This is a genomic window from Halomonas sp. B23F22_10 (assembly GCF_043496975.1).
Lineage (GTDB): Bacteria > Pseudomonadota > Gammaproteobacteria > Pseudomonadales > Halomonadaceae > Halomonas > Halomonas smyrnensis.
The window spans coordinates 27,718-50,409 of the sequence record NZ_JBIEKF010000005.1 but is presented as its reverse complement, the minus strand read 5'-3'; the positions used below and the strand labels follow the sequence as shown (position 1 = coordinate 50,409).

Annotated in this window: 20 protein-coding genes and 2 tRNA genes; 20 read left to right on the top strand and 2 right to left on the bottom strand. The window is 67.5% G+C overall.

What is annotated here, in order from left to right:
- Nucleotide 1: 1 nt before the first annotated feature.
- A complete protein-coding gene (locus ACGTNF_RS12440; RefSeq protein ID WP_394601974.1) occupies nt 2-1,129 on the bottom strand; it encodes an ABC transporter substrate-binding protein in 1,128 nt (375 codons plus the stop codon).
- Nucleotides 1,130-1,401: 272 nt separating this feature from the next.
- On the opposite strand from ACGTNF_RS12440, the gene ACGTNF_RS12435 reads away from it, so the two are divergent.
- The 6 genes from ACGTNF_RS12435 (at nt 1,402) to greA (ending at nt 8,676) form a co-directional block, all read left to right on the top strand.
- Nucleotides 1,402-1,683, top strand: coding sequence for a DUF2218 domain-containing protein (locus tag ACGTNF_RS12435; RefSeq protein ID WP_394601973.1), 282 nt, complete (start codon nt 1,402-1,404; stop codon nt 1,681-1,683).
- Nucleotides 1,684-1,721: 38 nt separating this feature from the next.
- A complete protein-coding gene (locus ACGTNF_RS12430; protein WP_394601972.1) occupies nt 1,722-2,615 on the top strand; it encodes a DMT family transporter in 894 nt (297 codons plus the stop codon).
- 71 nt (nt 2,616-2,686) lie between these two features.
- Nucleotides 2,687-3,493 (top strand): 4-hydroxy-tetrahydrodipicolinate reductase, encoded by an 807-nt coding sequence (gene dapB / locus ACGTNF_RS12425; RefSeq protein ID WP_394601971.1) that lies wholly within the window; start codon nt 2,687-2,689, stop codon nt 3,491-3,493.
- Between the two features lie 285 nt (nt 3,494-3,778).
- The gene (gene carA / locus ACGTNF_RS12420) at nt 3,779-4,924 is read left to right on the top strand and encodes a glutamine-hydrolyzing carbamoyl-phosphate synthase small subunit (protein WP_394601970.1); all 1,146 of its coding nucleotides are present in this window, start codon (nt 3,779-3,781) and stop codon (nt 4,922-4,924) included.
- 48 nt (nt 4,925-4,972) lie between these two features.
- Nucleotides 4,973-8,203 (top strand): carbamoyl-phosphate synthase large subunit, encoded by a 3,231-nt coding sequence (gene carB / locus ACGTNF_RS12415; RefSeq protein WP_394601969.1) that lies wholly within the window; start codon nt 4,973-4,975, stop codon nt 8,201-8,203.
- On the top strand, nt 8,200-8,676 hold the full coding sequence (gene greA, locus ACGTNF_RS12410) for a transcription elongation factor GreA (protein ID WP_016853986.1): 477 nt from the start codon (nt 8,200-8,202) through the stop codon (nt 8,674-8,676). Before carB ends, greA begins: the two co-directional genes overlap by 4 nt.
- Nucleotides 8,677-8,891: 215 nt before the next feature.
- Here the strand turns inward: greA and yhbY are convergent, their stop codons facing one another.
- Nucleotides 8,892-9,218: a ribosome assembly RNA-binding protein YhbY gene (gene yhbY, locus ACGTNF_RS12405; RefSeq protein ID WP_394601968.1), complete on the bottom strand. Its 327-nt coding sequence runs from the start codon at nt 9,216-9,218 to the stop codon at nt 8,892-8,894.
- Nucleotides 9,219-9,395: 177 nt separating this feature from the next.
- Between yhbY and rlmE the strand changes: the two genes are divergently transcribed.
- The 14 genes from rlmE (at nt 9,396) to rpsO (ending at nt 22,495) form a co-directional block, all read left to right on the top strand.
- A complete protein-coding gene (gene rlmE / locus ACGTNF_RS12400) occupies nt 9,396-10,055 on the top strand; it encodes a 23S rRNA (uridine(2552)-2'-O)-methyltransferase RlmE (protein WP_394601967.1) in 660 nt (219 codons plus the stop codon).
- Between the two features lie 186 nt (nt 10,056-10,241).
- Nucleotides 10,242-12,209 (top strand): ATP-dependent zinc metalloprotease FtsH, encoded by a 1,968-nt coding sequence (gene ftsH, locus ACGTNF_RS12395; RefSeq protein WP_394601966.1) that lies wholly within the window; start codon nt 10,242-10,244, stop codon nt 12,207-12,209.
- 97 nt (nt 12,210-12,306) lie between these two features.
- On the top strand, nt 12,307-13,170 hold the full coding sequence (gene folP / locus ACGTNF_RS12390; protein ID WP_444875013.1) for a dihydropteroate synthase: 864 nt from the start codon (nt 12,307-12,309) through the stop codon (nt 13,168-13,170).
- The gene (glmM, locus tag ACGTNF_RS12385) at nt 13,163-14,512 is read left to right on the top strand and encodes a phosphoglucosamine mutase (RefSeq protein WP_394601965.1); all 1,350 of its coding nucleotides are present in this window, start codon (nt 13,163-13,165) and stop codon (nt 14,510-14,512) included. The genes folP and glmM overlap by 8 nt, the downstream gene beginning before the upstream one ends.
- Before the next feature lie 63 nt (nt 14,513-14,575).
- A complete protein-coding gene (gene tpiA / locus ACGTNF_RS12380) occupies nt 14,576-15,325 on the top strand; it encodes a triose-phosphate isomerase (protein WP_394601964.1) in 750 nt (249 codons plus the stop codon).
- Between the two features lie 5 nt (nt 15,326-15,330).
- On the top strand, nt 15,331-15,699 hold the full coding sequence (gene secG / locus ACGTNF_RS12375; protein ID WP_026068303.1) for a preprotein translocase subunit SecG: 369 nt from the start codon (nt 15,331-15,333) through the stop codon (nt 15,697-15,699).
- Nucleotides 15,700-15,723: 24 nt separating this feature from the next.
- Nucleotides 15,724-15,810, top strand: a tRNA-Leu gene (locus tag ACGTNF_RS12370).
- A gap of 123 nt (nt 15,811-15,933) precedes the next feature.
- A tRNA-Met gene (locus ACGTNF_RS12365) sits at nt 15,934-16,010 on the top strand.
- Nucleotides 16,011-16,232: 222 nt separating this feature from the next.
- Nucleotides 16,233-16,694, top strand: coding sequence for a ribosome maturation factor RimP (gene rimP / locus ACGTNF_RS12360; RefSeq protein WP_394601963.1), 462 nt, complete (start codon nt 16,233-16,235; stop codon nt 16,692-16,694).
- Between the two features lie 40 nt (nt 16,695-16,734).
- The gene (gene nusA, locus ACGTNF_RS12355) at nt 16,735-18,228 is read left to right on the top strand and encodes a transcription termination factor NusA (protein ID WP_016853977.1); all 1,494 of its coding nucleotides are present in this window, start codon (nt 16,735-16,737) and stop codon (nt 18,226-18,228) included.
- A 27-nt stretch (nt 18,229-18,255) separates the two neighbouring features.
- Nucleotides 18,256-20,772, top strand: coding sequence for a translation initiation factor IF-2 (gene infB / locus ACGTNF_RS12350; RefSeq protein ID WP_394601962.1), 2,517 nt, complete (start codon nt 18,256-18,258; stop codon nt 20,770-20,772).
- Between the two features lie 16 nt (nt 20,773-20,788).
- Nucleotides 20,789-21,208 carry a 30S ribosome-binding factor RbfA gene (rbfA, locus tag ACGTNF_RS12345; protein ID WP_394601961.1) on the top strand — a complete coding sequence of 140 codons (420 nt, stop codon included), beginning with the start codon at nt 20,789-20,791 and terminating at the stop codon, nt 21,206-21,208.
- Nucleotides 21,208-22,134, top strand: coding sequence for a tRNA pseudouridine(55) synthase TruB (gene truB / locus ACGTNF_RS12340; RefSeq protein WP_394601960.1), 927 nt, complete (start codon nt 21,208-21,210; stop codon nt 22,132-22,134). The genes rbfA and truB overlap by 1 nt, the downstream gene beginning before the upstream one ends.
- A 91-nt stretch (nt 22,135-22,225) precedes the next feature.
- The gene (gene rpsO, locus ACGTNF_RS12335) at nt 22,226-22,495 is read left to right on the top strand and encodes a 30S ribosomal protein S15 (RefSeq protein WP_016853973.1); all 270 of its coding nucleotides are present in this window, start codon (nt 22,226-22,228) and stop codon (nt 22,493-22,495) included.
- Nucleotides 22,496-22,692: the final 197 nt, after the last annotated feature.

The window sequence follows — 22,692 nt, the reverse complement described above, 5'->3', positions numbered from 1 at the left end:
ATCAGTCATCCTTCAGCGAGACCCAGTAGCCCGGGGCGTAGTCCACCGGCAGGAAGCGCTCGTGCAGCGTCTGCAGCGTCGCCTCGGGGTCGAGGTCTGCGAACAGTTCGGGGTGGAGCCACTTGGCCAGCCGCTGCACGGCGACGAAGTAGTAGGGGCTGTTGTAGAACTGGTGCCAGATGGCGTGGAAGTCGTCGTTGTCCACGGCCGCGATGCCGGTCATGGCGGTGCGTTCGGTCAGGCCCTCGAGCTTGGCCCGGGCGGCCGCCATGTCGGCGCCGGGGCCCACGCCCACCCAGGCGCCGCCGGGCACGTAGGCGTCCCAGTTGCCGCCGGTCACCACCACCTGCTGCGGGTCGGCGGCGAGGATCTGTTCCGGGTTCAGGGTGCCGAAGGTGTTGGGGATGATGCCGTCGGCGATGTTGCTGCCGCCGGCGAGCTCGACGTACTCGCCGAAGTTGCCCGGGCCGAAGCTCATGCAGCATTCCTCGGAGTAGCCGCCGGCGCGGTCGATCAGCACTCGCGGGCGCTCGGGGTCGGCGGCGGCGATGGTCTCGGTGACCCGCGCCATCTGCGCCTCGGAGAAGTCGATGAAGGCCTCGGCGGCGGCTTCCTCGCCGAGCAGCTCGCCCATCAGTCGCATGGAGGGCGTGGTGTGCGCGAGCGGGTCCTCGCGGAAGTCCACGTAGACGATCGGGATGCCCAGCTCGGCCAGCTTGTCGTCGTAGGCGGCGTCTTCGGTGGCGGCCTTGGCCTCGAGGTTCATCAGCACCACGTCCGGGGTGAGCGCGGCGGCCTGCTCGACGTCGAAGGTGCCGTCCTTGAAGCCGCCGAAGGTCGGGATGTCCTTCAGTGCCGGGAACCTCGCCGCGTAGCGGGCGTAGTTGTCCGGATCGGCCTGGGAGAAGTCCTCGCGCCAGCCCACCACGTGCTCGAACGGGTTCTCCGGTTGCAGTGCGCCCAGCAGGTAGATCTGGCGCCCCTCGCCGAGGATCACGCGATCCACGGGCGCATCGATGGTGACCTCGCGGCCGGCGACGTCGGTCACGGTGATCTCCTCGGCCAGGGCGGCCGTGGAGCCGAGGGCGAGGGCCGTGCCGGCGACGGCTTTCAACAGTGGGCTGGGCATGGGCGGTGTCGGGCTCGTGGTCATGGGGGTGAGGGCGAGGATGCTTCTCCGTCTCGCCGGCGTTTGCGACTCATTCCTGTTCGTGGGCGGCCAGTATGCCCGCATCCCCGGGCGCCGTCGAGGCAGGCGGAACGCGGCGTTCCGCCATGCGGGCGCCGGTCGGCGGGGGAGTCCCGCCTGGCCGAACGCGAGGTTGCCGATGCGGGGCTGGCGCCGGCGGGGGAGCTCGTCATAGGCTGGGGGTTCACCTTCCTGGAACGCGGAGAGCAGAGATGCCGATTTCACGTGCCGAGATCGTCACCGAGTCCGGTGACAAGCTGATCAACCGGCTGTGCAAGCACTGGGCCCACAAGCTGGAAGTGGAGCATGACGAGCACCAGGGCCGGGTGACCTTCGACGTGGGCAGCTGCCTGATGACCAGCGAGCCGGGCCGGCTGCACGTGGCCGTCGAGGCGCTGGACGAGGAGGGGCTGGATCGGCTCGAGGGCGTGGTGGCCAGCCATCTCGAGCGCATGGCCGGCAAGGAACCACTGGAGATCGTCTGGGTAAACTGAGCATCGCCGCCTCGCCGGCGCGGGGCGCCCATCTCGGCATGCTGGCCTGGGCGCTGCTGGTGGGGCTGTCCTTCCCGCTCGTGAAGCAGCTCGGCGAGCTGCCGCCGCTCTCGCTCACCGCGTTGCGCTTCGTCATCGCCTGCCTGGGGCTCTGGGCGCTGGTGCGCCGTGCTCCGCAGGCCTGGCCCGAGCGGCGCGCCTGGCCGTGGTTCGCCGCCATGGGGGCCTGCCTGGCGGGCTTCTTCGGCGCCATGTTCTGGGCCGCCCACCACGCCACGGCGCTCTCCATGTCGACGCTGCACGTCAGCGTGCCGCTGCTGGCCTACGGCATGGGGCTGGCGGCCGGCGTGGAGCGCCTGGCCTGGCGGCTGCCGGCGATCCTCGCGCTCGGCGCGCTCGGCGCCCTGGGGCTGGCCGCGGCGGAGGCCTGGCAGCGCGGCGGGGCGTGGCGCTTCGGCGTCGGCGAGGCGGTGTTCTTCCTCGGCTGCCTGTGCTCGGCGCTCTATCCGGTGCTGTCGCGCCGCGGGCTGGTGTCCGGGCGGCTGCCCGACTCGGCGGCGGTGCGCACCTTCTGGAGCCTGGCGCTGGGGGGCGTGCTGGTCGGGGCGCTGGGGGTCGCGCTGGAGCCGGTGGCCAGGCTCGCGACCATGAGCGGGCGCGATGCCCTGCTGATCGTCTATCTGGGGCTCGGCTCCAGCGCCCTGACCTTCTGGCTGATGCAGCGCGCCACGGCGGTGCTCGGTCCGGCCAGCATCACCGCCTACGGCTATCTGGTGCCCTTCGTCTCCATGCTGTGGCTGTTCGTCGAGACGCCGTCGCGCCTCGGTTGGGCGTGGCTGCCGGGCGGCGTCCTGGTGGTGCTGGCCATCGGGTTGCTGCTGATCCGGGGGGATGACGGCGACGCGTCCGGGGAGGGCGCACGGCGCGGCTGACGGCGCGGCGGCCCCGTGGCCTCTGATATACTCCGGCCATCTTTCGATCCGCCAACGTCAGGAGTCTCCGCATGACCCGTATCGCCATCGTCGGTGTCGCCGGCCGCATGGGCCGCACCCTGGTCAACGCCGTGCAGCAGGATGCCGAAGCCACCCTGGCCGGCGGCATCGTCGAGCCGGGCAGCTCGCTCGTCGGCGCCGATCTCGGCGAGCTGTCCGGCCAGGGCAAGCTGGGGGTCGCCGCGGTCGATTCGCTGGCGCGTATCGTCGACGACTTCGACGTGCTGATCGACTTCACCGCGCCGCAGGTGACGCTGTCGAACCTGGCCTTCTGCGCCGAGCACGGCAAGCGCATCGTGATCGGCACCACCGGCCTGTCCGACGACGAACTGGCCGAACTGGACGGCTACCGCGATCGGGTGCCGATGGTCTTCGCCCCCAACATGAGCGTCGGCGTGAACCTGACCCTCAAGCTGCTCGAGACCGCCGCCAGGGCGCTGGGCGACGAGGGCTACGACATCGAGGTGATCGAGTCCCACCACCGCCACAAGGTCGACGCGCCCTCCGGCACCGCGCTGAAGATGGGCGAGGTGATGGCCGACGCCCTGGCGCGACCGCTCAAGGAATACGGGGTGTTCGAGCGCGTCGGCCAGTGCGGGCCGCGCACCGTCAAGGAGATCGGCTTCGCCACCGTGCGTGCCGGCGACATCGTCGGCGAGCACACCGTGATGTTCGCCACCGAGGGCGAGCGCATCGAGATTACCCACAAGGCCAGTAGCCGCATGACCTTCGCCAAGGGCGCGGTGCGTGCGTCGCGCTGGGTGTCTGAGCGTCCGGCCGGCCGCTATGACATGCAGGACGTCATCGGCCTGAATTGAGCCATCGGTGTGCCGAGGGGGTAGTCGAACGAGCCTGGATGCTTTAAAATCCTCCAAATTTTGGCCGGGCGACGGCCCCTAGCCGCGCAAGCGCTTGTTGCGTCGGCCCAGCATTCCGAGCGAATGACAACAAGCGGGATGAAACCGGTCTTCCATGTCGGGTTTCGTCCCGCTTTTTTACGGGCCTAAGGGCGGTGGGGCGTTTTACCCGTCGGGTGCCTGCCGAGCCTATCCTTGACGAGCTGTCTCTTGAAGCTGTCTGTGAACCTATGGGAGGACGTTGCATTGAACAAACCCGCGATACTGGCCTTGGAAGATGGCAGTGTGTTTCATGGCACCGCCATCGGCGCCGATGGGCAAACCAGCGGTGAGGTGGTGTTCAATACGGCCATGACCGGCTATCAGGAAATTCTCACCGATCCCTCCTATACCCGTCAGATCGTCACCCTGACCTATCCCCATATCGGCAACACCGGGATCAACCCCGAAGACGTCGAATCCGGTGCCATCGCCGCCGCCGGCCTGGTGATCCGCGACCTGCCGCTGCTGGCCAGCAACTTCCGCTCCGAACAGTCGCTCTCCGACTACCTGGCCGGCCAGAACGTGCTGGGCATCGCCGATATCGACACTCGTCGCCTGACCCGCATCCTGCGCGACAAGGGCGCCCAGAACGGCGCCATCCTGGCCGGCGCCGACGCCGAGGGCGAGGACGCCGAGGCGCGCGCCCTGGCCGCAGCTAACGCCTTCCCGGGCCTCAAGGGCATGGACCTGGCCAAGGTGGTGTCCTGCCAGTCCGCCTACGAGTGGAGCGAGGGCGAGTGGGCCCTGGGCGCCGGCTACGCCGATGCCGCCGAGGGTGAGCGTCCCTTCCACGTGGTCGCTTACGACTACGGCGTGAAGCGCAACATCCTGCGCATGCTGGCCTCCCGCGGCTGCCGACTGACCGTGGTGCCGGCCCAGACCCCGGCCAGCGAGGTCATGGCGCTGAACCCGGACGGCGTGTTCCTCTCCAACGGCCCGGGCGACCCCGAGCCCTGCGAGTACGCCATCGCCGCCATCCGCGAGCTGCTCGAGACCGAGCTGCCGATCTTCGGCATCTGCCTCGGCCACCAGCTGCTGGCGCTGGCCAGCGGCGCGAAGTCCGAGAAGATGAAGTTCGGCCACCACGGTGCCAACCATCCGGTGCAGGACCTCGACACCGGCCACGTGATGATCACCAGCCAGAACCACGGCTTCGCCGCGGACGAGGCGTCCCTGCCCGAGACCCTGCGCGCGACCCATCGCTCGCTGTTTGACGGCACCCTGCAGGGCATCGAGCGCACCGACCGTCCGGCCTTCAGCTTCCAGGGCCACCCGGAGGCGAGCCCGGGGCCGCGCGATGTCGCGCCGCTGTTCGATCGCTTTATCGAGATGATGAAGGCCAAGCGCTAACCGTCCGATCGTCGCCCCTCGTCCGTCACCTTTTTTGCGGGAAGCACCATGCCAAAACGTACCGACATCCAGAGCATCCTGATCATCGGCGCCGGCCCCATCGTCATCGGCCAGGCCTGCGAGTTCGACTATTCCGGCGCCCAGGCCTGCAAGGCCCTGCGCGAAGAGGGTTACCGGGTCATCCTGGTCAACTCCAACCCGGCCACCATCATGACCGACCCGGTGATGGCCGACGCCACCTACATCGAGCCGATCACCTGGCAGGCGGTGGAGAAGATCATCGAGGCCGAGAAGCCCGATGCCGTGCTGCCGACCATGGGCGGCCAGACCGCGCTCAACTGCGCCCTCGACCTGGACAAGCACGGCGTGCTCGAGAAGCACGGCGTGGAGATGATCGGCGCCAACGCCGATGCCATCAACATGGCCGAGGATCGCGACCTGTTCGACCAGGCCATGAAGCGCATCGGCCTGGAGTGCCCCAAGGCCAAGGTCGCCCACACCATGGGCGAGGCCTGGAGCATCCAGGGCGAGCTCGGCTTCCCGGTCATCATCCGCCCGTCCTACACCATGGGCGGCTCCGGCGGCGGCGTGGCCTACAACAAGGAAGAGTTCGAGGAGATCTGCACCCGCGGCTTCGAGCTCTCCAACAACCACGAGCTCTTGATCGACGAGTCGCTGCTGGGGTGGAAGGAATACGAGATGGAGGTCGTTCGCGACAAGAACGACAATTGCATCATCGTCTGCGCGATCGAGAACTTCGATCCCATGGGCGTGCACACCGGTGACTCCATCACCGTGGCCCCGGCCCAGACGCTGACCGACAAGGAATACCAGAACATGCGCGACGCCTCCCTGGCGGTGTTGCGCGAGATCGGCGTCGAGACCGGCGGCTCCAACGTCCAGTTCGGCGTGGACCCGAAGACCGGCCGCGTGGTGGTCATCGAGATGAACCCGCGGGTGTCGCGCTCCTCGGCGCTGGCCTCCAAGGCCACCGGCTTCCCGATCGCCAAGATCGCCGCCAAGCTGGCCGTCGGCTACACCCTGGACGAGCTTTCGAACGACATCACCGGCGGCCGCACCCCGGCGTCCTTCGAGCCGTCCATCGACTACGTCGTGACCAAGATTCCGCGCTTCACCTTCGAGAAGTTCCCCCAGGCCAACGACCGCCTGACCACCCAGATGAAGTCGGTGGGCGAGGTGATGGCGATCGGCCGCACCTTCCAGGAGTCGCTGCAGAAGGCGCTGCGCGGCCTGGAGACCGGCAACGACGGCCTCGATCCCAAGATCACCCGCTTCACTGGCGAGGCGATGGCGCAGATCAAGGGCGAGCTGCAGGCCGCCGGCGCCGACCGCATCTTCTACGTCGCCGATGCCATGCGCAGCGGCATGAGCGTCGAGGACGTGTTCGCGCTGACCAACATCGACCGCTGGTTCCTGGTCCAGCTCGAGGACCTGATCCTCACCGAGCAGGCACTCGCCAAGCGTTCGCTCTCCGAGCTCAGCGCCCGCGAGCTGTTCGGCCTCAAGCGCAAGGGCTTCTCCGACGCCCGCCTGGCGGCGCTGCTCGGCGTGGCCGAGAAGGAGTTCCGCAAGACGCGCCAGAGGGCCGGCATCCGCCCGGTCTACAAGCGGGTCGACACCTGTGCGGCCGAGTTCGCCTCCGACACCGCCTACATGTACTCCACCTACGAGGAGGAGTGCGAGGCCGAGGTCAGCGACAAGCAGAAAATCATGGTGCTCGGCGGCGGTCCGAACCGCATCGGCCAGGGCATCGAGTTCGACTACTGCTGCGTCCACGCCGCGCTCGCCATGCGCGACGACGGCTACGAGACCATCATGGTCAACTGCAACCCGGAGACCGTCTCCACCGACTACGACACCTCCGACCGCCTCTACTTCGAGCCGGTGACCCTGGAGGACGTGCTGGAGATCGCCGACAAGGAGCAGCCGGCCGGCGTGATCGTGCAGTTCGGCGGTCAGACCCCGCTCAAGCTGGCCCGCGAGCTCGAGGCCGCCGGCGTGCCGATCATCGGCACCACCCCGGACGCCATCGACCGCGCCGAGGACCGCGAGCGCTTCCAGACCATGATCGACAAGCTGGGCCTCAAGCAGCCGCCCAACGCCACCGCGCGCAGCTTCGACGAGGCCTTCGCCAAGGCCGAGGCGATCGGCTATCCGCTGGTAGTGCGCCCCAGCTACGTGCTCGGCGGCCGGGCCATGGAGATCGTCTACGACGCCTCCGAGCTCGAGAACTACATGACCCACGCGGTCAAGGTCTCCAACGACTCGCCGGTGCTGCTGGACCACTTCCTCAACGCCGCCATCGAGGTCGACATCGATGCCGTCTCCGACGGCCGGCAGGTGGTGATCGGCGGCATCATGCAGCACATCGAGCAGGCCGGCGTGCACTCCGGCGACTCCGCCTGTGCGCTGCCGCCCTACTCGCTGCCGGCCGACGTGCAGGACGAGATGCGCGACCAGGTCAAGCGCATGGCGGTGGAACTCGGCGTCAACGGCCTGATGAACGTGCAGCTGGCCTGGCAGGACGGCGAGATCTACGTCATCGAGGTCAACCCGCGCGCCTCGCGCACCGTGCCCTTCGTCTCCAAGTGCATCGGCACCTCGCTGGCCCAGGTGGCCGCGCGCTGCATGGCCGGCATCAGCCTGGCCGACCAGGGCTTCGTGGCCGAGATCGTGCCGACGACCTACAGCGTCAAGGAGGCGGTCTTCCCGTTCAACAAGTTCCCGGGCGTCGACCCGATCCTGTCGCCGGAGATGAAGTCCACCGGCGAGGTGATGGGGTCCGGCGAGACCTTCGCCGAGGCCTTCTACAAGGCCCAGCTGGGGGCCGGCGAGGCGATTCCGTCGCTGTCCGGCGAGCGCAAGGCGTTCCTGTCCGTGCGCGAGCCCGACAAGGCCGGTGTTATCGAGGTGGCCCGTTCTCTGTTAACATTGGGCTTCACCCTTTGTGCGACCCGTGGCACGGCGGCGGCCCTTCAGGCGGCCGATCTGCCCGTGGAGATCGTGAACAAGGTCTACGAGGGTCGTCCGCACATCGTCGATCTGCTCAAGAACGACGAGATCGCCTATATCGTCAATACCACCGAGGGCCGTCAGGCCATCAATGATTCCTCGGTGATCCGTCGCACCGCACTCGCCCGCAAGGTTCCCTATGCCACCACCCTGGCAGGGGCCAAGGCCGTTTGTCTGGCGCTCGAGTACGGCAATGCCATCACCGTGCGGCGGCTACAGGAACAGCATGCAGGAGTCAGTCAATGAACAAGGTCCCGATGACCGTCGTCGGTGAGCAGCGTCTTCGCGACGAGCTCGAACACCTCAAGAGCGAGGCCCGTCCTAACGTGATCGCGGCCATCGCCGAGGCGCGCGAGCACGGCGACCTCAAGGAGAACGCCGAGTACCATGCGGCCCGCGAACAGCAGGGCTTCATCGAGGGGCGTATCCAGGAGATCGAGGGCAAGCTCTCCAATGCACAGGTCATCGACGTCACCCAGCTGCCCCAGACCGGCAAGGTGATCTTCGGTGTGACCGTGGGGCTGATGAACCTGGATACCGACGAGGAGGTGGCCTACCGCATCGTCGGTGAGGACGAGGCCGACATCAAGGCCGGTCAGATCTCCGTGACGTCGCCCATCGCCCGCGCCCTGATCGGCAAGGAAGAGGGCGAGGTGGTGCTGGTGCGTACCCCCGGCGGCGACGTCGAGTACGAGATTTCCAGCGTCGAGCACCTCTAAGCGCCAAGCGCCTCGCTGCAGGCGCCAAGCCGCCCGGAGACGGGCGGCTGGTGTGGAGGCGGCAAATCGGCATAAAAAAAGAAGCCCCGCTGACTCTTGTCGGCGGGGCTTCTCGTTGGGCGGCCGTTAGCTATTCTTGGCCGCTTGGCCGCTTGGCCGCTTGGCCGCTTGGCCGCTTGGCCGCTTGGCCGCTTGGCCGCTTGGCCGCTTGGCCGTCAGCGCCGGCCGTGATGCTCCTCGAAGCGCTTGATGTTGGAGAGCTTCGGGTTGACCTTGGGGTTGTGGCGATAGAAGAGGGCGACCTTGCCGATCTTCTGCACCAGCTCGGCGCCGCTCTCGGCGACCAGGGCCTCCAGCACGGCGGCGCGGTCCTCGCGCTCGGCCAGCGCCAGCTTGACCTTGACCAGTTCGTGATCGGTCAGCGCACGGTCGAGTTCGGCGAGCACGCCCTCGGTGAGGCCGTTCTCGGAGACCATGACGACGGGGTCGAGATGGTGGCCGATGCTGCGAAATGCTTTCTTTTGTGCCTGTGACAAGCTCATGGTATCTTGCTTCTTCCCGGTTGGCGCGCAGCGCACATGGTACGGTGAATCGCCTCGCGGCGAAAGCGCGGCCGGCTCTCACCGCCTCCTCGACCGGCCCGCAAGGTCAGCTTCCCCATCCCCGGTTTCCGGAATCCGCTCGACCCCCTGTCATCCAGATTTCTCACAGGTGATGCCGTGGCATCTTCCCATGACGCCCGGGCCAAGGGCTCCAAGCGCGGCGCCAGCAAGAGCAGCGCCGGCTGGCTGAAGGAACACTTCGACGACCGCTACGTCCAGCAGAGCTGGCAGGACGGCTATCGCTCGCGGGCCAGCTACAAGCTGCTGGCGCTGGACGAGAAGGACAAGCTGCTGCGCCCCGGCATGACGATCATCGACCTGGGGGCCGCCCCCGGCGGCTGGAGCCAGATCGCCGCCGAGAAGGTTGGCGACCATGGCGTCGTCATCGCCTCCGACATCCTCGAGATGGACGCCCTGGCCGGCGTCGACTTCGTGCAGGGCGATTTCACCGAGGAGGCCGTGCTCGACGAGATCCTCGACCGCCTCGGCGATCGCCCCGTGGACCTTGTGATGTCGGACATGGCCCCCAATATGAGTGGGATGGCCGCCATCGATCAGCCCCAGGCCATGTACCTGGTGGAGCTGGCCCTGGACCTGGCGCGTCAGACCCTGTCGCCCGGCGGCACCTTCCTGGCCAAGGTCTTCCAGGGCGAAGGCTTCGATGCCTATCTGAAGGAGCTGCGCGGCAGCTTCAAGCGGGTGGTGACCCGCAAGCCGGAGGCGTCCCGGGCGCGCTCCCGCGAGGTCTATCTGCTGGCGGAGGGGTTCCGCGGCTGAGCCGCGCCGCCGGGCGGGTGGCCGATAGTTTCAGGCTAATGCCGCCATGGCCGGACATCATCGCGTGTCTGTGTCACAGTGAGGGCAGGCGCCGTGCCTGGCCTGCTGGCCGAACGGGCGTGGTAGGGTAGTGTCGAAGGGCCAGGCGTATACGGCCGACAGATTCTTGCAATTGAGGGTAGTCCCTTGAACGACATGGCGAAGAACCTGATTCTGTGGTTGGTCATCGCGGCGGTGCTGCTGACGGTGTTCAACAACTTCAGCGTCGAGAATACACCCCAGACGATGAACTATTCCCAGTTCGTCGAAGAGGTGCAGAACGAGCAGGTCCAGAGCGTGACCATCGATGGCTACACCATCAATGGCGAGCGCAGCGACGGCTCCCAGTTCCAGACCATCCGGCCGGCGGCGGAAGACCCGAAGCTGATGGATGACCTGCTGGCCCACGATGTCACCGTGATCGGTCAGAAGCCCGAGCAGCAGAGCCTGTGGACGCGGCTCTTGATCGCCAGCTTCCCGATCCTGCTGATCCTCGCCATCTTCATGTTCTTCATGCGCCAGATGCAGGGCGGCGGTGGCGGCAAGGGCGGCCCCATGAGCTTCGGCAAGTCCAAGGCCAAGCTGCTCTCCCAGGACCAGATCAAGACCACCTTCGCCGACGTGGCCGGCTGCGACGAGGCCAAGGAAGAGGTCGAGGAGCTGGTCGACTTCCTGCGTGATCCGACCAAGTTCCAGCGCCTGGGCGGCACCATCCCCCGCGGCGTGCTGATGGTCGGCCCGCCCGGTACCGGCAAGACGCTGCTGGCCAAGTCGATCGCCGGCGAGGCCAAGGTGCCGTTCTTCTCGATCTCCGGCTCCGACTTCGTCGAGATGTTCGTCGGCGTGGGCGCCTCGCGCGTGCGCGACATGTTCGAGCAGGCCAAGAAGCAGGCGCCCTGCATCATCTTCATCGACGAGATCGATGCCGTGGGCCGTTCGCGCGGCGCCGGCATGGGCGGCGGCAACGACGAGCGCGAGCAGACCCTGAACCAGCTGCTGGTCGAGATGGACGGCTTCGAGGCCAATGAGGGCATCATCGTCATCGCCGCCACCAACCGTCCCGACGTGCTCGACCCGGCGCTGCTGCGCCCGGGCCGCTTCGACCGTCAGGTCACCGTGCCGTTGCCCGACATCCGCGGCCGCGAGCACATCCTCAACGTGCACCTGCGCAAGGTGCCGCTGGGCGACGACGTCAAGCCGTCGCTGATCGCCCGCGGCACGCCGGGCTTCTCCGGCGCCGACCTGGCCAACCTGGTCAACGAGGCGGCGCTGTTCTCCGCCCGCCGCAACAAGCGCCTGGTGGGCATGGAGGAGCTGGAGCTGGCCAAGGACAAGATCATGATGGGCGCCGAGCGCCGCTCCATGGTCATGACCGAGAAGGACAAGCTCAACACCGCCTATCACGAGTCGGGGCACGCCATCATCGGCCTGGTGATGCCGGAGCACGACCCGGTCTACAAGGTCACCATCATTCCGCGCGGCCGTGCGCTGGGCGTGACCATGTTCCTCCCCGAGGAGGATCGCTACAGCCTGTCGCGTCAGCAGATCATCAGCCAGATCTGCTCGCTGTACGGCGGCCGCCTGGCCGAGGAGATGACGCTGGGCCCGAACGGCGTGACCACCGGCGCCTCCAACGACATCAAACGCGCCACCGAGCTGGCCCACAACCTGGTGGCCAAGTGGGGCCTGTCCGAGGAGATGGGGCCGATCATGTACGACGAGGACGAGTCCCACCAGTTCCTCGGCGGTCCGGGCCAGGGCGGCGGCAAGCTCAAGTCCGGCGAGACGGTCACCAAGCTCGACAAGGAAGTGCGCCGGATCATCGACGAGTGCTACGCCCAGGCCAAGCAGATCCTCGAGGACAACCGCGACAAGCTGGACGCCATGGCCGAGGCGCTGGTGCAGTACGAGACCATCGACGCCGACCAGCTCAAGGACATCATGGACGGACGCACCCCGCGTCCGCCCAAGGGCTGGGACGACGACGGCCCCGGCCCCGGTGCGCCGATCGGCGAGGCGCCTCAGGAGGAGCCCAAGGCCGAGGACGACAGCGACGAGGAGGAATCCTCCGGTCGCCGTCCCTCCGACCCGCTGGGCGGCCCGGCCGGCAACTGAACCTCCGCGAGCTAGATGAATACCGGGCGCCCTGCGGGGCGCCCTTGCCGTGGCAGGGGACGCCATTCCCCGATTCCAGAACACGCTCAGGACAACGATGCACAACAGCGCTCCCACCTCTCTTCAGTGTGGCCGGCACCGGCTCGATCTCTCCTTCCCCCGCGTGATGGGGGTCCTCAACGTTACGCCCGACTCCTTCTCCGACGGCGGCCGGCACAATGCTCTCGACGACGCCCTGCGGCGCGCCGAACAGATGCTGGCCGAGGGCGCGGCGATCATCGACGTCGGCGGCGAGTCCACGCGGCCCGGCGCCGAGGCGGTGCCGGTGCAGCAGGAGCTCGACCGGGTGGTGCCGGTGGTCGAGGCGCTGGTGCGCGAGTTCGATGCCCTGGTCTCGGTGGACACCAGCGCCCCCGAGGTGATGGCCGCCTCGGCCGAGGCCGGTGCCGGCCTGCTCAACGACGTGCGCAACCTTCGCCGAGAGGGCGCCCTGCGCGCCGCCGCCGCCAGCGGCCTGCCGGTGTGCGTGATGCACATGCTCGGCGAGCCCGGCGACATGCAGAACGCGCCCCGCTATGACGCGCCGGTGGAGCAGGCGGTGGCCGACTTCCTCGCACAGCGGGTGGCGGACTGCGAGGCCGCGGGCCTGCGCCGCGAGCGGTTGATCCTCGATCCCGGCTTCGGCTTCGCCAAGAGCGTCGAGCACAACCTGCGCCTGCTCCATCGCCTGGAGCGCCTGGAGGCGCTCGGCCTGCCGCTGCTGGTGGGCATGTCGCGCAAGAGCATGATCGGCAAGGTGCTGGACCGGCCGGTGGAGGAGCGCCTGCCCGGCGGGCTGGCGCTGTCGGCGATGGCCGTCGAGCGCGGCGCGCGTATCCTGCGCGTTCACGATGTGGGGCCGCACGTGGATGCGGTGAACATGACCTGGGCCGTGCTCAAGGAGGGCTGCCACCATGACTAGACGCTATTTCGGCACCGACGGCATCCGCGGCACGGTGGGCGAGCCGCCCATCACCGCCGACTTCATGCTCAAGCTTGGCTGGGCCACCGGCCGGGTGCTGGCCGAGAAGGGCGGGCGCCCGCGGGTGGTGATCGGCAAGGACACCCGCATCTCCGGCTACATGTTCGAGTCGGCCCTCGAGGCCGGGCTGTCCGCCGCCGGCGTCGACGTGATCCTGCTCGGCCCGATGCCGACGCCGGGCATCGCCTATCTGACCCGGGCCTTCCGTGCCAGCGCCGGCATCGTCATCTCGGCCTCGCACAATCCCTTCGCCGACAACGGCATCAAGTTCTTCTCCGCCGCCGGCACCAAGCTCGGCGATGCCGTCGAGGAGCGCATCGAGGCCATGCTCGAGGAGCCGCTGACCACGGTGGCGCCGGATGCCCTGGGCAAGGTGCGCCGCGCCGACGACGCCGCCGGCCGCTACATCGAGTTCTGCAAGTCGACCATCCCCGACCGCGTCGACCTGCATGGCCTGAAGATGGTGATCGACTGCGCCCACGGCGCCACCTACCACATCGCGCCCAGCGTGTTCCGCGAGCTGGACGCCAGGGTGGAGGTGATCGGCGCCGAGCCCGATGGCCTCAACATCAACCACGAGGTCGGCTCCACCCATCCCGCCGCGCTGCGGGCCGCGGTGATCCGCAGTGGCGCCGACCTGGGCGTGGCCTTCGACGGCGACGGCGACCGCGTGCTGATGGTCGACGCCGACGGCCGCGAGATCGACGGCGACGACATCCTCTACCTGATCGCCCGCGACCGCCATGGCCGCGGCGAGCTGGGCGGCGGCGTGGTCGGCACCCTGATGAGCAACTTCGGCCTGGCCGCCGCGCTCGAGGCGATGGGCGTGCCCTTCGAGCGGGCCAGGGTCGGCGACCGCTACGTCATGGAGCGGCTGGACGCCAACGACTGGCAGCTCGGCGGCGAGTCCTCCGGCCATATCGTCTGCGGCCACGTCCAGACCACCGGCGACGGCATCGTCTCCGCCCTGCAGGTGCTGGCGATCATGGTGCGCGAGGGCAAGCCGCTCGGGCAGCTGCTCGCCGGCCTGGAGAAGGCGCCCCAGGCGCTGGTCAACGTGCGCCTGACGCCGGGCACCGACGCCCGGGCGCTGATGGACGAGGCCTCGCTCAAGTCCGCGGTGGCCGCCGTCGAGGCCGAGCTCGGCGACCAGGGGCGGGTGCTGCTGCGCCCCTCCGGCACCGAGCCACTGATCCGGGTCATGGTCGAGGGGCGTCCGCACCTGGACGTGGACGGCCTGGCCCGGCGCCTGGCGGCCGACGTCGAGGGGCTGCTGTCCTAGGTCGGTTGTCTTGACAGGGCCGCTCCTATACCATTTCGCTCCACCTTGAAAGAGGGAAGCTGCATGCCTACGCCGCTGATCGCCGGCAACTGGAAGATGAACGGGTCCCGTGCCCTGGTCGATGACTTCGGCCGGGCCTTTCACGATGCCGACCTGCCGGACGGGGTGGCCGTGGCACTGATGGTGCCCTTTCCCTATCTGGCAGCGGCCGGCCGGGCCTTCGAGGCCACACCGCTGGCCCTCGGTGCCCAGACGCTGAGCGACCGGCCCTCCGGCGCCTTCACCGGCGAGGTCAGCGGCGAGATGCTGCGCGACTGCGGTGCCCGGATGGTGCTGGTGGGCCACTCCGAGCGGCGGACGCTGTTCGGCGAGGACGATGATGCCGTGCTGGCCCGGGTGCGGGCGGCGCTGGGCGTCGGCCTCGTGCCGGTGCTGTGCCTGGGCGAGACCCTCGAGGAGCGCGATGCCGGGCGTTCCGAGGCGGTGGTGCTCGGCCAGCTCGAGGCGGTGTTCGATGCCCTCGACGCGGACGAGCGCGCCAGGCTGGTGCTCGCCTACGAGCCGGTGTGGGCCATCGGCACCGGCCGCACCGCGACCCCGGAGCAGGCCCAGGCGGTTCATGGTGCCATTCGTGCGCGGCTCGCGCGTTACGATGCCGGCCTCGCCGCCGCCACCCAGGTGCTCTACGGCGGCAGCATGAAGGCCGCCAATGCCGTCGAGCTGCTCGCCCAGCCGGACATCGACGGCGGTCTCATCGGCGGCGCTTCCCTGAACGTCGACGAATTCCTAGCCATTTGCCAGTCAGCAGGTTGATAACCATGCAAGTTGCCATTCTCATGATCCACGTGGCGATCGCCATCGCCCTGGTCGTCCTGATCCTGCTGCAGCAGGGCAAGGGCGCCGATGCCGGCGCCTCCTTCGGCGGCGGCGCCTCTCAGACCGTGTTCGGCTCCAGCGGCAGCGGCAGCTTCCTGTCGCGCGCCACCGGCCTGCTGGCCGCGGCCTTCTTCGCCACCTCCCTGGCCCTGGCGTATTTCGCCTCCCAGGCCGGCCAGGCACCGCAGGAAACGGGCATTCCCGATGCCGAGCTGATCGAACAGCAGCAAAATGCCGTACCGTCCCTTGACGAAGGGTCCTCGGACATGGATAATGCTGCGCCAGTGCTGGAGAGCAGCGACGGCAACTGAGTCGCGTATCCGGCCTCCCCTGATGCCGAAGTGGTGGAATTGGTAGACACGCTATCTTGAGGGGGTAGTGACCTTACGGTCGTGCGGGTTCAAGTCCCGCCTTCGGCACCATTCCTGAAGCCGGTCTGACGATCTCATCGTCGTGCATCGGATCTTCATCGCAGGATTGGCGAAACGGTGAGATGCAGCTTGACGCAAGCGCCGAGTCAGCATAGAATCACCGACCTAGATTGATGCGGGGTGGAGCAGTCTGGTAGCTCGTCGGGCTCATAACCCGAAGGTCATCGGTTCAAATCCGGTCCCCGCTACCATCTTCCTGTCGGGCATGCAGGACCTTTATGGGGCATGCCAGGCGCCGAGAAGTGGTATACAGGTTTCTTGAAAAGCCCCTTCCTGTGAAGGGGCTTTTTGTTAGCGGCCAGCTCGCCGGCAAGCATCGGCGGCGCTGTTCCGGGCAACGCCAATCAGCCACCTGACTTTCCTGTTCACTCCCGGCCAGGTGCCTGATGCAACGGCTGTAGGAGCTTTCTTCCGTGGCAACCAAGGATGCTGCGCTGCACGCGCTGATCGAACCGGTGGTCTCGGCCATGGGGTTCGAGCTGTGGGGCATCGAATACCTGTCCCAGGGCAAACACTCTCGTCTGGTGGTCTACATCGATCACGCCGATGGCGTGAACGTGGACGACTGCGCCGATGTCAGCCGCCAGGTCAGTGCGGTGTTCGACGTCGAGGATCCCATCAACGGTGAATACCGGCTCGAGGTGTCCTCTCCGGGGATGGATCGTCCCCTGTTCACCCTCGAGCAGTTCGCGCGCTATGCCGGCCACAAGGTGACCGTGAAGCTGCGCGTGCCGTTCGATGGTCGGCGCAAGTTCCAGGGTCTGCTGGCCGGCGTCGAGAACGACGAGGTGCTGTTGCGGCTCGACGACGAGGAATACTGCTTTCCCATCGAGAGCATCGATCAGGCGCGGGTCGTGCCGCAGTTCGAAGACTGAGGTCGGTGCACAAGGACGGGTTTTCTGGCGAGGCTAAGGCATGAGTAAAGAGATTCTGGCGGTCGTCGACGCGATCTCCAACGAAAAGGGTGTCCCCCGCGAGGTGATCTTCGAAGCCGTCGAGGCGGCGCTGGCCAGCGCGTCACGCAAGCGCTTCGAGGACGAGGAAGCCAGCGTACGGGTTCACATCGACCGCGTCAGCGGTGACTACGAGACGTTTCGCCGCTGGGAGGTCGTCGAGGACGATGACTTCGACGGTCCGGACGCCCAGATCAAGCTGACCTACGCCGAGCGCCGCGATCCGCCGCTGGGCCTGGGTGACGTGGTCGAGGAACAGATCGAGAACGCCGCCTTCGGTCGCATCGCGGCCCAGACCGCCAAGCAGGTCATCGTGCAGAAGGTGCGCGAGGCCGAGCGGGCCGAGGTGGTGCGCCTCTATGCCGACCGCGAGGGCGAGCTGGTCGCCGGCATCGTCAAGAAGACGACACGCGATGGCCTGATCATCGACCTCGGCGAGAACGCCGAGGCCTTCCTGCCGCGCAGCGAGATGATCCCGGGCGAGCGCTACCGCATGAACGAGCGCGTCCGTGCGCTGCTGACCAAGGTCGATCCGGAGGCCCGCGGCGCCCAGCTGATCCTGTCCCGCACCTGCCCCGAGCTGATCATCGAACTGTTCAGCATCGAGGTGCCGGAAATCGCCGAGCAGCTCATCGAGATCAAGGGCGCGGCCCGCGATCCGGGCTCGCGGGCCAAGATCGCGGTCAAGACCAACGACCGCCGCATCGATCCGGTCGGCGCCTGCGTGGGCATGCGCGGTTCCCGGGTCCAGGCGGTGTCCACCGAGCTCCAGAACGAGCGCGTGGACATCGTGCTGTGGGACGACAACCCCGCCCAGCTGGTGATCAACGCCATGGCGCCGGCGGATGTCGCCTCGATTCTCGTCGACGAGGATTCCCACGCCATGGACGTGGCGGTCGCCGAGGACAACCTGGCCCAGGCCATCGGCCGTAGCGGCCAGAACGTGCGCCTGGCCTCCGAGCTCACCGGCTGGCGTCTCAACGTCATGACCGAAGCCGACGCCGAGGCCAAGCGCGACCAGGAGGTCGATAGCCTGGTCGAGCATTTCATCCAGCACCTGGACATCGACGACGACGTGGCACGCCTGCTCGTCGAGGAAGGCTTCACCTCCCTGGAGGAGGTCGCCTATGTCCCGGCGGAGGAAATGCTGGAGATCGAAGAGTTCGACGAGGATCTCGTCGAGGAGCTGCGCGCTCGCGCCAAGGACGAGCTGCTGAACCTGGCCATCGCCTCCGAAGAGGAGCTCGATGGTGCCGAACCGGCCGACGACCTGCTTGAAATGGACGGCATGGAGCGTCACCTGGCCTATATCCTGGCCAGCCGGGGCATCAAGACCATGGAGGACCTCGCCGAACAGTCCGTCGACGATTTGACGGATATCGAGGAACTGGACGAGGAGCGCGCCGCGGCACTGATCATGACTGCCCGTGCGCCTTGGTTCGAGAGCGAACAGTAAACGGGTCACGGGCTGAGGAGGGTCGTAATGTCAGAAATGACCGTTAAGGATTTTGCAGCGAAGGTGGGGCGTGAAGTGCCCCGCCTGCTGGAACAGATGAAGGAAGCCGGGCTCGAGCACAAGTCCGAAGGCGACGCCGTGTCCGAAGAGGACAAGCGCAAGCTGCTGGACTACCTCACCAAGAGTCACGGCGGGAGCGCCGAGCAGGCCGCGCCCAAGAACCGTATTACCCTGACCCGCAAGACGCGCAGTCGCATCAAGAGCGGCGACCGCGGCAAGAGCATCGAGGTGCAGGTCCGCAAGAAGCGCACCTACGTCAAGCGCGAGGAAGAGAAGCCCGCCGAGGAGCCGAAGACCCAGGACCACGGTCCGCGTCAGCTGGTCGGTGACATGGCGCAGGCCGAGGCCAAGCGCCAGGCCGAGGAAGCCGAACGTGCCGCCGAGCAGGCCGCGCGTGACGCCGAGGAAAAGGCTCAGGCCGAGAAGGCCAAGGCCGAGGCCGATGCGGCCGCCAAGGCCGAGCCGCAGATTCCGGTGCCCGAGCTGGAGACGCCGGCGCAGACCGAGCAGCCTCCGGCACCGCCGAAGGAAGGTCGCACTGACCGCCGTGCCGCTCCGGCCGGCAAGAAGGCCGGCAAGAAGGGGCGTCACGAGCGTGAAGACGACCGTGGCGATCGCGAGGAGCGTCGTCGCGGCGGCAAGAAGGCCAAGCGTGCCGAGCGTCGCGGCGGCCGCCGCGGTGGCAGCCAGGGCGGCGGCAAGCACGGCTTCCAGAAGCCGACGCAGCCGATCGTCCGTGAGGTCTCCATCCCCGAGTCGATCAGTGTCGCCGACCTGGCCGACAAGATGTCCATCAAGGCGAACGAGGTCATCAAGACCATGTTCACCATGGGCGCGGCGGTGACCATCAACCAGACCATCGATCAGGACACCGCGGCCATCGTGGTCGAGGAAATGGGCCACAAGCCCAAGCTGGTCAAGGATGATGCGCTGGAGACCGAGGTCCTCGAGAACATCTCCTATGAAGGCGACGAGATCTCTCGCTCGCCGGTCGTGACCGTCATGGGTCACGTCGACCACGGCAAGACCTCGCTGCTCGACTACATCCGTCGTGCCAAGGTCGCCACCGGCGAGGCCGGCGGCATCACCCAGCACATCGGCGCCTACCACGTCGAGGACGATCACGGCGGCGTGACCTTCCTCGATACCCCGGGCCACGCGGCGTTCACCGCCATGCGTGCGCGCGGTGCCAAGGCCACCGACGTGGTGGTGCTGGTGGTGGCCGCCGATGACGGCGTCATGCCCCAGACCATCGAGGCCATCGAGCACTCGAAGGCCGCCGGCGTGCCGATGGTCGTCGCGGTCAACAAGATCGACAAGCAGGGCGCCGATCCGGATCGGGTCAAGAACGAGCTGTCCCAGCACGGCGTGATCTCCGAGGCGTGGGGTGGCGACACCCAGTTCGTGCACGTCTCCGCCAAGTCCGGCGACGGCATCGAGGGCCTGCTCGAGTCGATCCAGCTGGTCTCCGAAGTGCTCGAGCTCAAGGCCGTCCCCGAGGCGCCCGGCAAGGGCGTGGTGGTCGAGTCCCGCCTGGACAAGGGCCGCGGCCCGGTGGCCACCGTGCTGGTCCAGAACGGCACCCTGAAGAAGGGCGACATCGTGCTCGCCGGCCTGCACTACGGCCGCGTGCGTGCGCTGATCAACGAGCTCGGCCAGCAGGTCGACGAAGCCGGTCCGGCCATGCCGGTCGAGATCCAGGGCCTCGACGGCACCCCGGAAGCGGGTGACGACTTCATGGTCCTCGACGACGAGAAGAAGGCCCGCGAGGTCGCCAACTTCCGTCAGGGCAAGTACCGCGAGGTGCGCCTGGCTCGCCAGCAGAAGGCCAAGCTGGAGAACATGTTCTCCCAGATGGGCCAGGAAGAGGTCGCCAAGGTCAACATCGTCCTCAAGGCCGACGTCCAGGGCTCCCTGGAGGCCATCAAGGGCGCGCTCGAGGAGCTGTCGACCGACGAAGTCCAGGTCGCCGTGGTGTCCTCCGGCGTGGGCGGTATCACCGGTACCGACGCCAACCTGGCGCTCGCCAGTGACGCCATCGTGGTCGGCTTCAACGTGCGTGCCGACGCCGCCGCTCGCGAGATCATCGAGCGCGAGGGTCTCGACCTGCGCTACTACAGCGTCATCTACCAGCTGATCGACGAGGTCAAGCAGGCGATGAGCGGCATGCTCGCGCCGGAGTGGAAGGAAGAGATCGTCGGCGTGGCCGAGGTTCGCGACGTCTTCAAGGCACCGAAGATCGGCGCCGTCGCCGGCTGCATGGTGGTCGAGGGTACCGTCTATCGCCACAAGAAGATCCGCGTGCTGCGCGAGAACGTGGTGATCTACGAGGGTGAACTCGAATCCCTGCGCCGCTACAAGGACGACGTCAACGAGGTTCGCAGCGGTATCGAATGCGGTATCGGCGTGAAGAACTACAACGACGTCCAGGTCGGCGACAAGATCGAGGTCTTCGATCAGGTCAAGGTCGAGCGGACGCTCTGACCGCGAGGAGCCGATCATGCGCGAGTTCAAGCGTACCGACCGGGTAGCCGACCAGCTCCAGAAGGAGCTGGCGGTACTCATCCAGCGCGAGATCAAGGATCCGCGCCTGGGCATGGTCACCGTCAGCGGGGTCACGGTCAGCCGTGACCTCGGCTATGCCGACGTCTACGTGACGCTGCTCGGCGAGCAGGATGCCGAGCGCATCAAGGAAAACCTCGGCGTGCTCAAGCGTGCCGCCGGTTTCCTGCGCGGGCAGATCGCCCGTCGCATCAAGCTGCGTCACGTGCCGGAGCTGCGCTTCCACTTCGACGAGAGCGTGGTGCGCGGTCAGCAGCTGTCTTCGCTGATCGACGAGGCGGTGGCGAGCGATCGCGACCGTCACGACGATGAGGCCGAGGATGACGGCGGTGAGCGCGGCGAGGGAGAGCGCGACTGATGGCGCGTCGCCGTCGCGGACTGCCGGTGAACGGCGTGCTGCTGCTGGACAAGCCCCAGGGCGCGTCCAGCAACCACGCGCTGCAGCGGACCCGGCGCCTGTTCCAGGCGCAGAAGGCCGGTCACACCGGCACCCTCGATCCGATGGCCACCGGGCTGTTGCCGGTGTGCTTCGGCGAGGCGACCAAGTTCTCGGCCTTCCTGCTCGACGCCGACAAGACGTATCGCACCCGGGTCGAGCTCGGCACGATCACCGACTCCGGCGACGCCGAGGGTGAGGTGGTCGAGCGCCGCGAGGTGCCCCCCCTCGAGGAGGCCGACCTGCGTGGCGTGCTCGAGCGTTTCACCGGTGAGATCGACCAGGTGCCGCCGATGTATTCGGCGCTCAAGCACCAGGGGCGCAAGCTCTACGAGCTGGCCCGCGAGGGCAAGAGCGTGGAGCGTGCAGTGCGTCGCGTGACGGTGTATGATGCGCGCCTTCTTTCGTTCGAGGGCACGGCCTTCGAGCTCGAGGTGCGGGTCAGCAAGGGCACCTACATCCGAACCCTGGCCGAGGACATCGGTGAGGCGCTCGGCTGCGGTGCCCATATCAGCGTCCTGCGACGGCTGGCCACCGGCCCCTTCGGCGCCGACGGCATGCTGACGCCGGAGGCCCTCGAGGCGCTGCCGGACCAGGCCGCCCGCGAAGGCGTGCTGCTGCCGGTGGACGTGCTGGTGGCCGACCTGCCCGGGCTGGCCCTGGACGAGACGGCGGCCAGCCGCCTGCTGCATGGCCAGAGCGCCAGGTGTGACACCGGCGAACTGCCGGTCGACGACCTGGCCAGACTCTATCGCGACGAGACCTTTCTGGGGCTCGGCGTGGTGAGAGCGGCGGGGGAGATCGCCCCGCGCCGCCTGCTGAGCACCGCCGAGGCGGACTCGGCATGAACCGACCCTTCGGGGCCGGCGTGGAGACTGCAAATATGCGTGGTCTCCGACATTCACATCATTCAGGCATATTGCTGAACTGGAGAGACAGATGGCACTGACAGCCGAGCAGAAGGCCGAGATCGTCAACGAATACGGCCGTGGCGACAACGACACCGGTTCCCCCGAGGTGCAGGTGGCCCTGCTGACCGCCAACATCGACGGCCTGCAGGATCACTTCAAGACCAACAAGCAGGATCACCACTCCCGTCGTGGCCTGATCCGCATGGTCAACCAGCGCCGCAAGCTGCTGGACTACCTGAAGCGCAAGGACTTCGAGCGCTATCAGTCCCTGATTCAGCGCCTCGGCCTGCGTCGCTAAGGAAAAGGGTAATTCGCTACTGCGCTCGATAGCCTGGCCGTCGGCGGTGCTCGGAATCCTCATGTAGCAGGCTACATTCCGGTTCCTGCGCTCCGGCGGCGACCAGTCTCTCGTCGCTCGAGACGCGAATTCCTCCTTTTCTGACGCAGATGTGAAACGGGCAGCCCTCCGGGGCTGCCCGTTTCGCGTTTATGGGG

Bases quoted from the DNA above. Each gene is read 5' to 3' on its own strand.
- ACGTNF_RS12440 (WP_394601974.1), bottom strand. From the start codon at position 1,129: ATGCCCAGCCCACTGTTGAAAGCCGTCGCCGGCACGGCCCTCGCCCTC.
- ACGTNF_RS12435 (WP_394601973.1), top strand. From the start codon at position 1,402: ATGCCGATTTCACGTGCCGAGATCGTCACCGAGTCCGGTGACAAGCTG.
- ACGTNF_RS12430 (WP_394601972.1), top strand. From the start codon at position 1,722: ATGCTGGCCTGGGCGCTGCTGGTGGGGCTGTCCTTCCCGCTCGTGAAG.
- dapB (WP_394601971.1), top strand. From the start codon at position 2,687: ATGACCCGTATCGCCATCGTCGGTGTCGCCGGCCGCATGGGCCGCACC.
- carB (WP_394601969.1), top strand. From the start codon at position 4,973: ATGCCAAAACGTACCGACATCCAGAGCATCCTGATCATCGGCGCCGGC.
- greA (WP_016853986.1), top strand. From the start codon at position 8,200: ATGAACAAGGTCCCGATGACCGTCGTCGGTGAGCAGCGTCTTCGCGAC.
- yhbY (WP_394601968.1), bottom strand. From the start codon at position 9,218: ATGAGCTTGTCACAGGCACAAAAGAAAGCATTTCGCAGCATCGGCCAC.
- folP (WP_444875013.1), top strand. From the start codon at position 12,307: ATGCACAACAGCGCTCCCACCTCTCTTCAGTGTGGCCGGCACCGGCTC.
- glmM (WP_394601965.1), top strand. From the start codon at position 13,163: ATGACTAGACGCTATTTCGGCACCGACGGCATCCGCGGCACGGTGGGC.
- tpiA (WP_394601964.1), top strand. From the start codon at position 14,576: ATGCCTACGCCGCTGATCGCCGGCAACTGGAAGATGAACGGGTCCCGT.
- secG (WP_026068303.1), top strand. From the start codon at position 15,331: ATGCAAGTTGCCATTCTCATGATCCACGTGGCGATCGCCATCGCCCTG.
- nusA (WP_016853977.1), top strand. From the start codon at position 16,735: ATGAGTAAAGAGATTCTGGCGGTCGTCGACGCGATCTCCAACGAAAAG.
- infB (WP_394601962.1), top strand. From the start codon at position 18,256: ATGTCAGAAATGACCGTTAAGGATTTTGCAGCGAAGGTGGGGCGTGAA.
- rbfA (WP_394601961.1), top strand. From the start codon at position 20,789: ATGCGCGAGTTCAAGCGTACCGACCGGGTAGCCGACCAGCTCCAGAAG.
- truB (WP_394601960.1), top strand. From the start codon at position 21,208: ATGGCGCGTCGCCGTCGCGGACTGCCGGTGAACGGCGTGCTGCTGCTG.
- rpsO (WP_016853973.1), top strand. From the start codon at position 22,226: ATGGCACTGACAGCCGAGCAGAAGGCCGAGATCGTCAACGAATACGGC.